We start from the raw sequence: 14,114 nt of genomic DNA, 5'->3' as shown, positions 1-14,114 counted from the left end.
TCTCTGTCTTTCTAGCGAGACAGGTCATTCTCAATGCGAGTTAAGGCTTCTATTTGCTGCTTGAGCTTATCCCGTTCGGTGGATAGCGCTTTGCGTTCAAGGTCTGCGGTGTTCAAAGCACGTTGTAATGTCATGACCGCCAGTGTGTATTGGTAGCGCACTAGCAGGTATTGCTCCGCATCTGATTGGGGGGGATTATTTAAATCGAGCTGTTCAAATAGTGCGATGGATTTTTTTAATTGGGCCGTGGTGTTATCCGGCTGACTGAGCAAAATAGCCAGCGTGATCGTTTTCTTATCGGCAGTCGCTTTTTTGAGTAGTAAGGATCTAACATTGGATGAGGCCTGTTGGTACTGTTGTTCCTGTGCCATCCATTCGGTCATATCGCCTAATACACATGAGGCTTCTAAGTGTTTCTCAGGTGTGGGCATGAGTTGCCTTGCCTGACAGCCGCTGATGATGACCGCGGCCAATACGATTAGCAGTGCTTTACGCATGGGTAGCCTGTTTTTGGTTTGGAATACTGATCATAAAACTTACAAAACCATCCTTATTGCTATGTAGTTCTAAATTGCCGCCCATGGCTTTGATTGATTCACGGGCAATACTTAAACCGATGCCGGAGCCTTTGACTGATCCTTGACGTTTATTGACCCCCTGATAGAAGGGATCAAACAGCTGTGCTAAGTCGCTATCGGGGATCTCTGGGCCGGTATTTCCGATCTCTATTTTGAGACTGTCATTTTGGGTTGTTAATCCTATTTTGAGTAGCCCCTTTTCACAACCGTAAACCGATGCATTGGAAATAAGATTGCTTAACGCACGTTGTAATAACGCTTTGTTGACACACCAAGGGCAATCTTGTTTCGGTAATGTTACCTGAATCTGCTTCTGTTTGAGCAACAGTTTATGGGATGCCAGAGATTCTTTGATGATGGGCAAAACCGACTGGCTGTTTAGTTCATGCTCGCCGCCGTGTTGTAAGCGGTTGTAATCTAATAATTGCTCAATAAGTGACTGTAGCGAGAGGCTGTTTTCCTGCATCAGCGCGATAATTTCTTTCTGGTTCTGGGTCAGCGGACCGGCCAGCTCTTCGGCGAGTAAATCGGTCCCTTCTCTCAGTGTTGTTAGAGGTGTCTTTAACTCATGAGACATATGCCTTAAAAAAGCCTGTTTTTCCTGTTCGAGCAACTGCAAATGGGTTTCAAGCCATTCGAGTTGATCATTCAGAGCAAGAAACTCTTTTGGTCCCTTAAAGGGTTCAGACATATCCAGCTGACCATGACCTAAGGCCTTGATCCGTAACATCAGTTGTTTGACCGGCCGGGTGATTCGGATGCTGAAAAAGAGAATCAGAATGGTCGATAGGGTTATCAGTAACCCTGCCTGCAGCCAGAGCAGATTTTGCTGTTCTTCTGCTTTCGCATTGAGAAATTCTAAGCGTTGGTCAAGTTTCTTGCGGGTGTCATCATACAATGTCTGGGTTAGAGGCACCAGTCTACTGACTTTTTCGGCGGTCTCTTTATCCAGTGGTAAGGTTTCAAGTTCGGCGATCAGCGAAAAAATAGTGGCGATATTACCGGAATCAATCAGAAAGCTGTGTAGCTGTAGGAGTTCTTTATATTCAGCGAGTTGCGACCGAAAACGATCTTCTATTTCGGTCTTTTTAAGCACTTCGTATTGTCGTGCTGAGCGAACTAGATCGCCGGAGAGCTCTCGGAGGTGTTGGCTGCGACTGAAAAAATCAAGCGCTTCTTTGGCGTGCTCGCGTCCCTGGCGAGACAAAGTCACCATCGAGTCCGTTGCTTGGTAGATAAGTACACCCAAGGGGGCGACAACTAGAAAAAAGCCAACACCACCAGTTGCATTAATGATCGTGTTTGCAGCGAAGAACGCTTCACAGTATTTAAATTATTTATAGTATGACGTTTCCTAAACAATGCATTGTTAGATAATTCTCAGTGCTGAAAGGTTGAGTATGCTTCGAAACCCTTTCACTTCTGCTTGGAGTGGTGCGACCTCTTGCTGGTTAAGCACGCCATCATTGTTGATATCCAGTTTATGAAAACTGCTTGCCAGTGTTGGATGCTGCCGCATCTCAGTTAATGATACTTCATTGTCATGATTTCTATCGAGTGATTCAAACATTGTTAATGAACGTGTTCTGTTCACAAGCTTTGCCTCTTTAGGCAGCTCAGAACGAATATGTTCAATGACTTCGACATTCGATAGCCGTTTTAATCGGTATTCAGGTTCCGCCTGTGCCATTGTTGCTGTCAATGTCAGTGCTAATAGTATGGTTGCCCTATGCATACCCGATCTCCTAATAATTGCCTGTTATTCAGTGATAAGCAATTGTTAGGCCGTATTTATAAAATAACCTATTAAACAATAAGATAGCTTTTGTTTAATGGGCGTTCATGTAGGCTAGTATGAACTAACTTCTTAATGTTGTCTCTAAAAGCAGACGTGTATTTAGTCGGTGTTTACTGTTCTTTTATAAAACAATAACTTAAAGGGTTATTATTTTAAGACACTGGCCGTTGACTGATGAAGCTATTGTTCTCTGATTCTTGCAAAATAGGGTTGCTCAAGCGGCCAATATTTTCGATTTCGATCGTTACGATATCACCCGGTTTCATATAACCTCGGGGTTTCATTTTTACACCCACGCCGCTGCAGGTGCCGGTGGCGATGACATCTCCGGGTTTGAGCGTGCATACCGACGAGAGTGTAGCGACTAACTGATAGCAGTCGAAGATTAGGTGGCGGGTGTTGGAGTGCTGGCGTAACTCGCCATTTAGCCAAGTCTTGAGGTCTAGATTGTGTGGCTCAATACTGTCGGATGTAACAATCCAAGGCCCCATGGGACCGTGACTATCAAACGATTTCCCCAGAGTCCAAGTGGGGGATTTAATTTGCCAGTCTCTCACCGATACATCATTAACGATGGTATATCCAGCAATGGCTTGAGGTGCCTGCGCCGCACTAATGTTGCGGCAATATTGCCCAATCACCAGTGCCAGTTCGCCTTCATAATCGAGCTTGTCAGAGATATGAGGACGGTAAATAGGCGCCTCTGGGTCAGTGACGCAACTTGATTGTTTATTAAACAGAGTTGGGAATTCCGGGATGGCTAAGCCGGTTTCCGCGATATGGTCGGCATAATTCAGCCCGACGCCGATAAATTTTTCCGGCTGAGGAATCGGTGCCAATAGTTGTACTTGATGCAAATCAAGAGGGCTGTTAGCGGTGGATATCAGCTGTTCCAGTTGTGGCTTAAATACTTCAAACTGGTTCAGCAACGCTGGCATTGTGCCCGAAAAAAGCGTTTCAGGAATGGCTATGATCTGCTGAGCAACAACACACCCTAGCTGTTCTTTTTCTGCATGCTTAAATCGCGCTAGCTTCATTGCCTAGGGGCCCTAATTATTTGAAAGTGAGAGTGATTTTAGCAGAGTATAAACTGATAATTCGTCCCCGTGCACTACTTTAAGTGGTCTGTATTGCAGGGTATGCTAGAAGGAATTTAATGAGTTAGACATGACAAAACTGATGATTCGAACGGTTGTTCATATTTCGCCTTTGTTAATGACGCTGATGTTAGCAGGATGTGCGGTAGAAAAGCCGAAGCCTTTTCCTTCTCAAGCGCCGCTACAGTCGCTGTCCGGTGTGGTGGTTGAAAGCCAGGATCAGCTCTGGTTTCAACCTTGCCATGAAAAGCGTTGGTGGCCGCTGCAGGATTTTACCGAACAGCAAGCGTTGACGGGGTATTACCAGCGGTTCACTGAATTTAGCAAAAAAGAGCTATATATGGAGTTGCAGGGGGCGGTGGAGCCTGCACTGGATAATCGATTATTGGTTAAACAGATCGATACGGTGGGCGGTACGGCCGCCACCTGTAACTTTCGCCTTGATGGTATAGTGTTTCGGGCGGCGAGTAGCGATCCTTATTGGGTTGCCGATATAAGAACTGACCATGTTGTGGTTAAAAGTATCAAGCCGCTGGGACGTTACCGTTTTAAAACGCTGGGGGAGTCCGAAGCCAAGGGCTCCAAAGATGATGACACCGAGGTTGAGACGCCATTTCCTGTGATAGCCCGTTATCAGGAGGTAAAGCCAAGTAAAAAGCCATTTCAGATAACCATAATGCAGCAGCGTTGCATCGATAGCGCCAGTGGCACCCTGTTGCCGTTGACGGCGCAGATGACTTTTTTCGGCCAGCAGTATTCCGGGTGTGCCCGTCAAGGTCATACGGCGATCGAAGCGGTGACAGGACTATACTGGTATCAGCCGCCAGAGGGACATCAGGTGATGTTTAAGTTATCTGACGATAATCAAGTTCAGTTGGTCAGCCGTGATGCCGCTGGCAAGGTTGTGACTGAAAAGGGGCGTTGGCAATACCTTCAGTCAGGCAAGCTAATTTTTAGTATGTTGGATGCTAATCAACACGAGTATCTGATGTTATTTCGTCGTACCACCGCTGGGCCGTTGGTGTTACAAACCGGTTCCGAGCGTTTGGCGGCCTTAGGCGCCACGTTTCAGCTTTGGCAGCCTTCAGGGTTGGAGGGGGGCAGTTATTGCCGTCTGACCAAGAACGGCAGATAAGCGATGATCATGACACTATCATGAATGTATTGTTAGCGAGTGATAACCCAGTACCCACTGCGACCGCGTCTGAGATTGACGATTCATCGACGCCCGCCCCCTCTCCACTGACGGGTGCCGTGTTGCATAACTCGCCCGTGCAGGCGGCGGATATCGATGATGAACTGTTAAACGAGATTATTGTGGATGATGCTAAGCAAAAGTAGCTACGGTGTTTGCTTAGCCAAATTGTTTTAATAAAAGATCCTTGGCTTGATTAATCTCCGCCGCTAAGTAATCGCTACCGCCTCGGTCCGGGTGCAGTTTCTGCATCAGCCGGCGGTGGGCTTCAATAATGTCATCTTTTGATGCCCCAGACTCAAGGCCGAGTATTTGATAGGCCTTGTCTATTTCGCTGGGTGCGCTGGCGTGATCGTGATCATCGGTATGCCAGCTGTCACCAAAACGTTTATCTAGATAGGTTTCTAGCAGTCGGGCGGATTGGACATCGTGTTGGCGGCAGTAACTCAGTAGATCAATAAACTCCGCTTCACTTAGGCTCGCCAGTTGACGCCCCAGTAATGGACCCTCCAGCACCTCTCCCTCGAGTGAGCCACTGTCGTGATCTAGTTGCATCTTGAGAATCCGGCTTTTGACCTCTGAGGTGTTGCCGGCGCTGCTTTGCTTGCTTTGATAGTGTTTAAAGAGCTTGCCAACGATAGGGAGCATCGGAATCAATCGCCGCGCGAAGGGCAGTAGGATAGCAAATACGGCACCTAGCCAATGGAGCTTGCCGGTAAAGGTGAGATAGAAGAGGGCGGCGCCGAGTACACCGAGCAGTAGCATAATATTGGCTTTGCGTTGATCTGCAGGTGATTTGCGGCGCAGCCAAAAGAACCAACACAATAACAGTAAGCCGAGCAGTATAAGAACAATGGGGTTCAAGATGAGAATCCTTAGGATTTGAGCTGATGAGTAAGTTGAAGAACATCCGGATGGCCTTGCTTAGCATACTCGAGCAGCGCCCGTCGACCACCTGTCGCATAGACCGCTACGGCACTTAATAACGCTTTTAAGGTGGCAGCACTGCTGTTGTCAAAGCGACAGTAAGCTCCGCCTGAGAGTTTAGCCATCTGTTTAAAGGCGTTAGCTGCGGTGATGTCGCGGCCCTCCTGAAAGATAAATAATGGCGTGGAGTGAATACCGAGCTGTCCGGCAAGTTGGCAGAGAAAATCGACCGGCTCCTCGACGCTGTCGCCAATAAAGATAATCGCTTGGATGGCCTGTTGGCGGGTTTGTTTGAGGCTGTGTTGTAGCAAACGAGCAATCTGGGTATGACCCCCGAGGCACTGTACTTGATTCATTCGGTTGAGCAAGCTGTGGGTGTCCTGTAGCCATTCACTGGCGCGGAATTGCTGCATGCCACCGTAGTGACACAGCTGCACTGCTAGCTTGCCGAGTTCTTGAGTTTCGAGAAACATCTCACTTTGTAGATGGCAAGCATGATCCCAGGTTTTCTCGCGGCTCGCGGTGGCATCGAGGGCAAAGATTAACCGGCCGTTACCTTGGGGGACTGTCAACTGTCGTGCTTGTTGCAGAAACGCTTCAATTTCTTGCTCGCTGGAGCGTGGGCTGAGAGCGTGTTTATCTTTCATAGGGTTCAGACCTGACGAGTATTGACTGAAAATAAGTGTCTGTCGGAAAGTCTGGCAGAAAAAAAGAGGCCTTGCAGCCTCTTTATGATCTAAAACTAAATGGGTTAATTCAATGAGCCGATATAGCGGCTGCGTTTTTTGGCTTTTAGGTGGTTCATATCGACCAATACCAACCCATCCACACAGAAATTGAAGTCGGCATCGACACCAAAATCAAGAAAGCGCACGCCCCCGGCTTCGCAGACATCCGCATATTGTTTGTACAGGGTTGGCACCGTGCAGTTAAGGAAATCCATCTGCTGTTTGAGTATCTTGAAATCTTCTTTATAGTCGTTGCCGCAGAATAGCGTTTGTAGGTCGCTAATGGTGTCCGGTTTAATGCTATAAGGGGTCAATGACTTGCCTAGGCTATCGTTGTCGGGGAAATACAAACGATAAAAATATACCAGTAGATCTTTAGCATGTTGCGGATAGCTATTACTCAGACTTACCGGGCCAAACATATAGCGTACTTCTGGGTGCCGTTTAAGGTAGGCGCCGATTCCATACCAGAGATAATCTAGGCTGCGTTTTCCCCAATATTTAGGTTGCACAAAGCTTCGGCCCAACTCGATACCCTGTTCAAAATATTGCTGCATTGCAGGAGTATAGTTGAACAGTGTCGAGCTATAGAGCTGATCATCTTCACTGTTATTCATGCGCCAAGCTTCAGCAAGACGGTAGGCTCCAACGATCTCTAGCTCTTCCTCATCCCATAGAATGAGGTGGCGATAGTGGGCATCATAACGATCGATATCGAGTTTTTCGCCGGTACCTTCACCAACACAGCGGAACGATACTTCCCGCAGGCGGCCCACCTCCCGCATAACAGCCGAGTCGGCATGGTAGTCGAATAGGTAGATGCGTTTACCGTCGGCGGTCTCTCCTAGACGCTCAGATTGCTTGAGTTCTTTTTTTAACGCTTGTCGGTTTTGCGGGTGAGCGATGGTTTTTTCGGTTTTAAAGATTGGCTTTCGACCTTTTGCCAGCCGGTAGAGATGCTTACGTACCATTTTGCTTTTTTCTTGGCTGGGTAGTGGCAGCTTATCTAATTGGCTGTAGGGAATGGGTTCGCCGATTTTGAACTGCAGGTTCATGGCGCGTTTATTAAACATTTCCCGCGGAAGCAGCAGTGCGGCAAGCGCTTTATTGAAACCGGATACGGTGTAAAACAGTGAGGAGTTTTTACCGCCAATGAAAATGGGTAGGATCGGGCTATTGGTTTTGCGCGCAAAGTGAAGAAAGCCCTGATTCCAGTGGCTATCTTTAATACCGGTAGGGCCGGCTCTGGAGACCTCGCCGGCAGGGAAAATAATCACCGCTTCTTCGTTATGGAGAGCGTTGTTGATATTGGCGATATCCTGTTTGCGGGTCGCTTTATTGAGATTGTCGACGGGCAGTAATAGCGGGCTCAGCTGAGTAAATGATGACAGCATGTCATTAGCGACAATACGTACATCCTTACGTATTTCACCAATCATTTTTAACAGAGCCAGTCCATCGAGCGCCCCTAGGGGGTGATTCGCAATGATCAGCACTCGCCCGCTGGAGGGGATATTCATTACATCTTTATGGCTCAGCGAGTACGTGAAATTAAAGTAATCGAGTACGCGGTCAATAAAATCAAACCCTTGATAGGTGTGGTTTTCCTCAAGAAAGCGGTTGACCTCCTGTTCATGAAAAATACGTCGCATAGCAAATAGCGCAGTATTTCGAATAACGGAGGGTCTGGACGCAAAAGAGGGGTATTTATGGGTGATGACCTGTTCAACGTTGATCACGATCGCTAACCTTTCTGATGACTATTCAGCTGTCGAATTTATGTGATTTGCGTGACAGTAGGTTGTCAGAAAGGTGACAGTGTAGTTACAACGCCGGCAGTAACCGGCGAGTGCTGTTAAGAGAAGGGCTATTAATCAAACTCGAGGGCATCCTTCCAAGGGTCTTTATCTTCGATACGACGTCCGTGGTTTTTACGCCGATTCTCTTGGAAGCGTATCTCATCACGGCGGTCTTTGTGTTCACGTCGGTCATGACCTGAACGCTTGTCGTTAAAGGGCGTTTCATGACCGGTTGTTTTGTTGGTTTTATCGCTTGTCATCATTTATGTCCTATTTCTTATAGCTAAAGCTTAGAAGACTTTTGATTTATTTCGAGGCTGAAAAATGCTTCATGGGGCTATATACGATCAAGGTCGAGTTTTGATCCGATTGTTTGGACGTTATCATGCTTAGGCCTTATAATAAGGTTTTCTAATTTAGCAATTGTGAATCTTAGTCTTTTGGCTTTGAGTTCGTCTAAGGAATCTGAAGTATCATGAACAATCTCAACAGGACGTTTGCGCGTCGGTTGTTTATCTCATATTTGATAGCAACAACCGAACGTCCAAGTGTACCGGTCCTGATGGAGCAAACTGGTTGGCCACGGCGTACCATTCAGGATGTTATTAAAGCAATTCCCGGGATGGGGGTTAATGTCTATTTTAAGCAGGATGGGCGGCGTAATAACGATGGTTACTATGTGGTCGATAATTGGGGGGCTATTAATCCTGACTGGTTACGCGAAAATATTAATCGTGTAAAGCAAGCGTTAGAAATCAAGTAACTGTTTTTTTGTACAGTATTTCGTAGTAGGCTTGGGTAAATACAAAACCAGTTTGTGTTGATCCGGGCCATGAAGTGACTGATACACCTTTACGTAAAATTATTCATTGTGATTGTGACTGCTTCTTTGCTGCCGTTGAGATGCGGGATAATCCATCCCTGAGTGATATCCCCTTAGCCATTGGTGGTTCATCTGACCGTCGTGGTGTGATCTCCACCTGCAATTATCCCGCTAGACAATTTGGTATTCACTCGGCAATGGCAACCGCCCATGCCATGAAGTTGTGCCCCAATCTGACCGTCATTCCCGGTAACATGGAAAAATACCGACAGGCATCCGTCGCGATCATGTCGATCTATTCCGACTATACTGATCAGATTGAACCGCTATCCCTCGATGAAGCTTATCTTGATGTGACCGGTTCGACGATTAAGGGCGGTAGTGCAACCTTAATTGCACAGGAGATACGGCAGCGGGTGAGGGACAATGTTGGGATTACTATTTCCGCCGGCGTCGCGCCTAATAAGTTTATCGCTAAAATAGCCAGCGATTGGTATAAGCCGGATGGGCTTTGCGTCATAACCCCGGAAAAGTTAGAAGCCTTTGTGCTTGAGTTGCCGGTTAAAAAGATTTTTGGTGTAGGCAAGGTGACTGGCGCTAAGTTACAACAGATGGGCATAGAAACCTGTGCTGATCTAAGAACATTGAGCATGGCTCAGTTGGTCGATCGCTTTGGTCGCTTCGGTAAACGCTTATATGAACTAAGCCGAGGTGTTGATGACCGCCCGGTGAAAACGAGCCGAGAACGTAAATCGATCAGTGTGGAGCATACCTTTGCTGCTGATTTACCTGATCTCGATAGCTGTATTGAAAAGTTGCCGGCCATGTTGAGCGAACTGGCACTACGCTTTCAGAAACATGCGCAGCAGCGTGAGATAGCCGGTGCAGTGATGAAGTTAAAGTTTTCGGATTTTACCCAGACCACCGTTGAGCAAAGTGCTGCGGAATGTCCGTTGGTGCTGTATCAGCATCTCTGTCATGAAGCTTGGTTTCGAGGCAAAAAAAGTGCGTTTAATTGGGGTAGGCTACCGTTTGCAAGCAAAGAACCAACAACAAGCGGTGCAGTTAAAATTACTGGAATAATTGCTTAAACGAATAATTAAGTATGCTAACTAAACACCTAGTGATGGGGTTAATAGTCGCTTCTTTAATGGGGGCGCCGAAGAGGTAGACCGATGGTTAGAGTTGATCAGGAAAGCGTTCAAGATAGTGCGCAAATAAGCACACTGATCAATCGCTTAAATCGGCTTCAGCCTGACCCGGCGTATCGTGACGATCTGTATGGCATAGATGCTTGCCGCCTAGCGCTTGATGCGCTGGAACAGGGGAATTATGGTGTCGCGGCGCTACTCATTGATCCCCAAGGGCAGGTGGTGGCGCAATCGGAAAATCGGGTTTTCAGTCAGGCAGTGGCCTCTAAAGACAGTGCGAACGCGGCCTTTGCTGATTACCACAGCAGCGCTCATGCGGAGATGTTGCTTATTGATCAGTTGGAAGCTGGGCTGGTGCCACACCCTGCGGAGCAGTTAACGCTGTTGGTGACATTGGAACCTTGCCCAATGTGTCTTACACGCTTACTGGTTTCAGGCATTGGCTCTGTCCGTTATATCGCCCGAGACCCTGACGGCGGAATGCTAACCCAAGCCGATAAACTCCCCCTGCATGGCGTAATTTGATGCAACTGCAAAGTCATTATAAAGCCCATGTATCTACCGCGGTGAGAGCGCTAGCCTCGGATATTGCCGCGACTAACCTTGTTACCCTTCGTGGTAAACTGTTCAAGCATATCCGTTCCTGACTCTATTTTGTGCAGTTGCACAGTGCTATAATCGCGCTTTTTTTGCCGCCAGAGCTCGATTTGAAAGCTCAATTTAGGAAAAGTATTCTATTATGCTGCAGTTGATTTATAAACGTTCTCAAAGCATGAAATCCGATGTGCTATCCGGCCTTACGGTTGCATTAGCGCTGGTTCCGGAAGCCGTGGCATTCGCGTTTGTTGCTGGGGTGGATCCATTAGTCGGCCTTTATGCGGCCTTTATGGTCGGTTTGATTACCGCGACAATCGGTGGTCGTCCAGGCATGATTTCCGGTGCTACCGGTGCCTTGGCCGTAGTGATGGTTAGTCTTGTGGCTGAACATGGAGTTGAATATCTGTTTGCCACCGTGGTGTTAATGGGGATTCTGCAAATACTGGCTGGGGCTTTCCGGCTGGGCAAGTTTATCCGCATGGTGCCTCATCCTGTCATGTTGGGTTTTGTTAATGGTTTAGCGATCGTTATCTTTCTGGCGCAGATGAAGCAGTTTCAAGTGTCAGATGCCGATGGCGTGTTGGGCTGGATGCAAGGCTCACAACTGGGGGTGATGTTAGGGTTGGTGGTCTTGACGATGGCAATTATCCACTTCCTACCTAAATTGACGAAAGCCGTACCATCGACGCTGGTGGCCATTCTGGTCGTGACCGGTTTAGTGATTGGCCTTGATATTGATGCGGCACGCAGTGTACAGGATGTGCTGGTTGATATGACCGGTGATCCTGCTGCGAGCATTGCGGGTGGGCTGCCACAGTTCCATATTCCAATGGTCGATCTTAACTTTGAAACCCTGCGTATTATCTTGCCATATGCGCTTATTCTTGCGGCCATCGGTTTGATCGAGTCGTTGCTGACACTAACCTTAATCGATGAGATTACTGAGACCCGTGGTCGAGGCAACCGGGAATGTGTAGGCCAGGGCGTAGCCAATGTTGCTACCGGTTTCTTCGGTGGTATGGGGGGTTGTGCAATGATTGGTCAGAGCATGATTAATATTGGCTCGGGTGGTACGGGGCGTGCTTCCGGTATTTCTGCAGCGCTGTTTTTGCTGCTCTTCATTCTGGTGGGTTCTAGCTGGATCGAGATGATTCCAGTGGCAGCGCTCGTTGGGGTGATGTTTATCGTCGTGATCGGCACCTTTGAGTGGGCTAGCCTTAATTTGATGCGTAAAATCCCACCCTCGGATGCTATCGTGGTTGTGGTCGTCACCGTCGTTACTGTATTGACTGATCTGGCAATTGCGGTGATTGTTGGTGTGATCGTGTCGGCACTGGTGTTTGCCTGGAAGCATGCTAAGCATATGCGTATCGATACCAGCATCGAAAATAACGGTTTTTTGAAGGTTTATAAGCCCCATGGCCCACTGTTTTTTGGTTCGGTCCAAGCCTTCCGTGATAACTTCACGCCTAAGTTTGACCCACAGGAAGTGATTATCGATTTCGCTAACTGTCGTGTGATGGATCATTCCGGTGTAGAGGTGATTGATTCCCTGGTCGAACGGTATGAGAAAGCGAATATCGATATTCATATTCGCCACCTTAGCGATGAGTGTATTCATCTGTTGGAAAAAGCGGGTACGGCTGTTGAAATCAATCGGGATGAAGATCCAGACTATAAGGTTGCGGCCGATAAGTTGGGTTGATTAGATTTTGTTAACGATGAAAAACCGCGACAACCATCGCGGTTTTTATTTATAGCGGATGTAGAGAATGGATATTGAATTAATTATTGCGTTTATCGTGCTGGGCACGGTGGTCGGTTTCTTAGCGGGTTTGCTGGGTATTGGTGGCGGCCTCGTGATGGTGCCGGTGCTAACGTCGTTATTTATCTGGCAGGGGATTCCTGTCGATCAGGTGGTTCACTTAGCACTGGGAACATCAATGGCATCGATTGTGGTTACATCGATTTCCAGTATGCGAGCGCATCATAAGAAAGGCGGTGTAATTTGGTCGGTGGTTCAGCGACTGGCACCGGGTATCGTTGTCGGGGCTTTTCTGGCAACCTTTTTGGCCTCAGTGCTTAGCTCCGCTTTTCTGGGGATCTTTTTTTCCTGCTTTCTGGTGTATGCATCAACGCAGATGTTTCTTAATATTAAGCCTAAACCGAGCCGAAATTTGCCGGGTACGCCGGCGCTGTTTGCCGCTGGTAGTGTGATTGGCAGCATCTCAGCATTAGTGTCCATTGGTGGCGGAACTCTGACGGTGCCCTACCTTAGCTGGCACAATATCGATGTGAAGAAAGCGATCGGCACCTCAGCGGCCATTGGCTTGCCTATTTCAGTTGCTGGTACCATCGGTTATATCGTTAACGGTTTATCGGCAGATTTGCAGATCGATTATGTGGTTGGTTTTATCTACCTTCCCGGCGTGATACTGATTTCATTGATGAGTTCGATGATGGCGCCTGTCGGCGCACATGTGGCGCACCTGTTGCCGGTGCCTATATTGAAGAAAGTATTCGCGCTGCTGCTGTTAGGGCTGGCAATTAAGATGATCAGCTCGGTTATGTAAATCTTGCTGTAGGTGGATAGCCTTACCTAGACGTATTGAGCGGATTGGCGTTCTGGGTTTGTGGTGGGCTTTGCCTGTGATATCGCGAATGTTAGTACTGATTAGTGGAAATAAAAAAAGAGCTACAGTCGCCTGTAGCTCTTTTTTCTATAATCCATCCTGCTGTGGTTGCAGATCCATACTGCAGCCTCTTCAAGATCCCAGAAGAGGCCTCCCGTCCATGGAAATTATTATGCGAAATCCCCGCTAGCGTCCTGCCAATAGGACATATCCATATCGCTTTACTACGTCCTTGTTCCCCCAGCTTGTTCCTCATCCCTAAAGAGTGTCGATCCAACGGAAGTAATTATGGCTATATCGTTATAACCTGGCTATAGGAAAAAGTCTTAAAATTGTCTGGATTAGGCGACCTTAGCGTCTGCTTTTGGTGACAGTAATCGCTAGGCCTAGCTATAGAAACTTTTTCCTCAGGTATGCGGCTGTTGGTGTAAGGTTATTTCGGCACTAATGCAGCTTGATCAAAAGACACACCCGACCATCCGTGGGTGATAAAATTACGGATATTGCCATGATCATTACCATTTGGATGTTGCAATACATCTTGATGATAGAAGCGGCCAAAGCAGTTCAGTGTTTGCTGCTCTGACAGACCGTTTAGCTGTGCAAAGGCGAAGATTTTACAAGAGCCTTCATTGGTGCCGGCTTCATTGATTAGTTCGCCATTGAAGAAGCGGGTCGGTGAATAATCGTAGTTCGCTTCGATAACAGCCATGCTATCTTCAAAGTCGATGTTACCGGGTTGGTCTAGTTGTTGGATAAACTGCTGCAGATCCATTCGGAACTCCTGT

General features: G+C 47.5%; 16 protein-coding genes and 1 pseudogene. 8 read left to right on the top strand and 9 right to left on the bottom strand.

All coding sequences use genetic code 11. The annotated features are described in order from the left end of the window. Positions 1 to 11 precede the first annotated feature (11 nt). The 4 genes from AC0L4K_RS11800 to AC0L4K_RS11785 form a co-directional block, all read right to left on the bottom strand. Positions 12 to 497: a hypothetical protein gene (locus AC0L4K_RS11800; protein ID WP_417222066.1), complete on the bottom strand. Its 486-nt coding sequence runs from the start codon at positions 495 to 497 to the stop codon at positions 12 to 14. Further along, positions 490 to 1,827: a sensor histidine kinase gene (locus tag AC0L4K_RS11795; RefSeq protein ID WP_473266280.1), complete on the bottom strand. Its 1,338-nt coding sequence runs from the start codon at positions 1,825 to 1,827 to the stop codon at positions 490 to 492. The genes AC0L4K_RS11800 and AC0L4K_RS11795 overlap by 8 nt, the downstream gene beginning before the upstream one ends. Before the next feature lie 120 nt (positions 1,828 to 1,947). Then, the gene (locus AC0L4K_RS11790; RefSeq protein ID WP_473266278.1) at positions 1,948 to 2,313 is read right to left on the bottom strand and encodes an EF-hand domain-containing protein; all 366 of its coding nucleotides are present in this window, start codon (positions 2,311 to 2,313) and stop codon (positions 1,948 to 1,950) included. Positions 2,314 to 2,528: 215 nt separating this feature from the next. Next, complete coding sequence (locus tag AC0L4K_RS11785; RefSeq protein WP_473266277.1) at positions 2,529 to 3,413, bottom strand: fumarylacetoacetate hydrolase family protein; 885 nt, start codon at positions 3,411 to 3,413, stop codon at positions 2,529 to 2,531. Positions 3,414 to 3,543: 130 nt separating this feature from the next. Here AC0L4K_RS11785 and AC0L4K_RS11780 point away from each other — a divergent pair, with 130 nt between their 5' ends. After that, entirely contained in the window at positions 3,544 to 4,608 is a 1,065-nt protein-coding gene (locus AC0L4K_RS11780; protein ID WP_473266275.1) for a hypothetical protein, read from the top strand. Between the two features lie 20 nt (positions 4,609 to 4,628). Continuing rightward, positions 4,629 to 4,814, top strand: coding sequence for a hypothetical protein (locus tag AC0L4K_RS11775; protein ID WP_473266273.1), 186 nt, complete (start codon positions 4,629 to 4,631; stop codon positions 4,812 to 4,814). A gap of 13 nt (positions 4,815 to 4,827) precedes the next feature. Here AC0L4K_RS11775 and AC0L4K_RS11770 read toward each other — a convergent pair whose 3' ends face one another. The 4 genes from AC0L4K_RS11770 to AC0L4K_RS11755 form a co-directional block, all read right to left on the bottom strand. Then, positions 4,828 to 5,532, bottom strand: coding sequence for a DnaJ domain-containing protein (locus AC0L4K_RS11770; RefSeq protein WP_473266271.1), 705 nt, complete (start codon positions 5,530 to 5,532; stop codon positions 4,828 to 4,830). Between the two features lie 11 nt (positions 5,533 to 5,543). Continuing rightward, entirely contained in the window at positions 5,544 to 6,242 is a 699-nt protein-coding gene (locus AC0L4K_RS11765; protein WP_417222081.1) for a VWA domain-containing protein, read from the bottom strand. 104 nt (positions 6,243 to 6,346) lie between these two features. Beyond that, a complete protein-coding gene (gene olsF / locus AC0L4K_RS11760; protein ID WP_473266269.1) occupies positions 6,347 to 8,062 on the bottom strand; it encodes a bifunctional ornithine lipid synthase OlsF in 1,716 nt (571 codons plus the stop codon). Between the two features lie 131 nt (positions 8,063 to 8,193). Then, positions 8,194 to 8,385: a hypothetical protein gene (locus AC0L4K_RS11755; protein WP_473266267.1), complete on the bottom strand. Its 192-nt coding sequence runs from the start codon at positions 8,383 to 8,385 to the stop codon at positions 8,194 to 8,196. A 212-nt stretch (positions 8,386 to 8,597) separates the two neighbouring features. Between AC0L4K_RS11755 and AC0L4K_RS11750 the strand changes: the two genes are divergently transcribed. From AC0L4K_RS11750 to AC0L4K_RS11725, 6 genes and pseudogenes are all read left to right on the top strand, one after another. Continuing rightward, the gene (locus tag AC0L4K_RS11750) at positions 8,598 to 8,885 is read left to right on the top strand and encodes a helix-turn-helix domain-containing protein (RefSeq protein ID WP_417222088.1); all 288 of its coding nucleotides are present in this window, start codon (positions 8,598 to 8,600) and stop codon (positions 8,883 to 8,885) included. Between the two features lie 140 nt (positions 8,886 to 9,025). Beyond that, positions 9,026 to 10,028: pseudogene (gene dinB / locus AC0L4K_RS11745) on the top strand (DNA polymerase IV). Positions 10,029 to 10,120: 92 nt separating this feature from the next. Then, complete coding sequence (locus tag AC0L4K_RS11740; protein ID WP_473266266.1) at positions 10,121 to 10,621, top strand: nucleoside deaminase; 501 nt, start codon at positions 10,121 to 10,123, stop codon at positions 10,619 to 10,621. Then, the gene (locus AC0L4K_RS11735) at positions 10,621 to 10,743 is read left to right on the top strand and encodes a hypothetical protein (protein WP_473266264.1); all 123 of its coding nucleotides are present in this window, start codon (positions 10,621 to 10,623) and stop codon (positions 10,741 to 10,743) included. Before AC0L4K_RS11740 ends, AC0L4K_RS11735 begins: the two co-directional genes overlap by 1 nt. Before the next feature lie 92 nt (positions 10,744 to 10,835). After that, complete coding sequence (locus tag AC0L4K_RS11730) at positions 10,836 to 12,398, top strand: SulP family inorganic anion transporter (RefSeq protein WP_417222096.1); 1,563 nt, start codon at positions 10,836 to 10,838, stop codon at positions 12,396 to 12,398. Positions 12,399 to 12,465: 67 nt separating this feature from the next. Further along, the gene (locus AC0L4K_RS11725; protein ID WP_473266261.1) at positions 12,466 to 13,266 is read left to right on the top strand and encodes a sulfite exporter TauE/SafE family protein; all 801 of its coding nucleotides are present in this window, start codon (positions 12,466 to 12,468) and stop codon (positions 13,264 to 13,266) included. A 493-nt stretch (positions 13,267 to 13,759) separates the two neighbouring features. On the opposite strand, the gene AC0L4K_RS11720 is transcribed toward AC0L4K_RS11725, so the two are convergent. After that, positions 13,760 to 14,101: a HopJ type III effector protein gene (locus AC0L4K_RS11720; RefSeq protein WP_417222101.1), complete on the bottom strand. Its 342-nt coding sequence runs from the start codon at positions 14,099 to 14,101 to the stop codon at positions 13,760 to 13,762. Positions 14,102 to 14,114: the final 13 nt, after the last annotated feature.

The organism is Amphritea sp. GJ51-11 (genome assembly GCF_055808735.1).
Note: the sequence above shows the minus strand (reverse complement) of the source record. Positions and strands in the feature narration are given on the sequence as shown.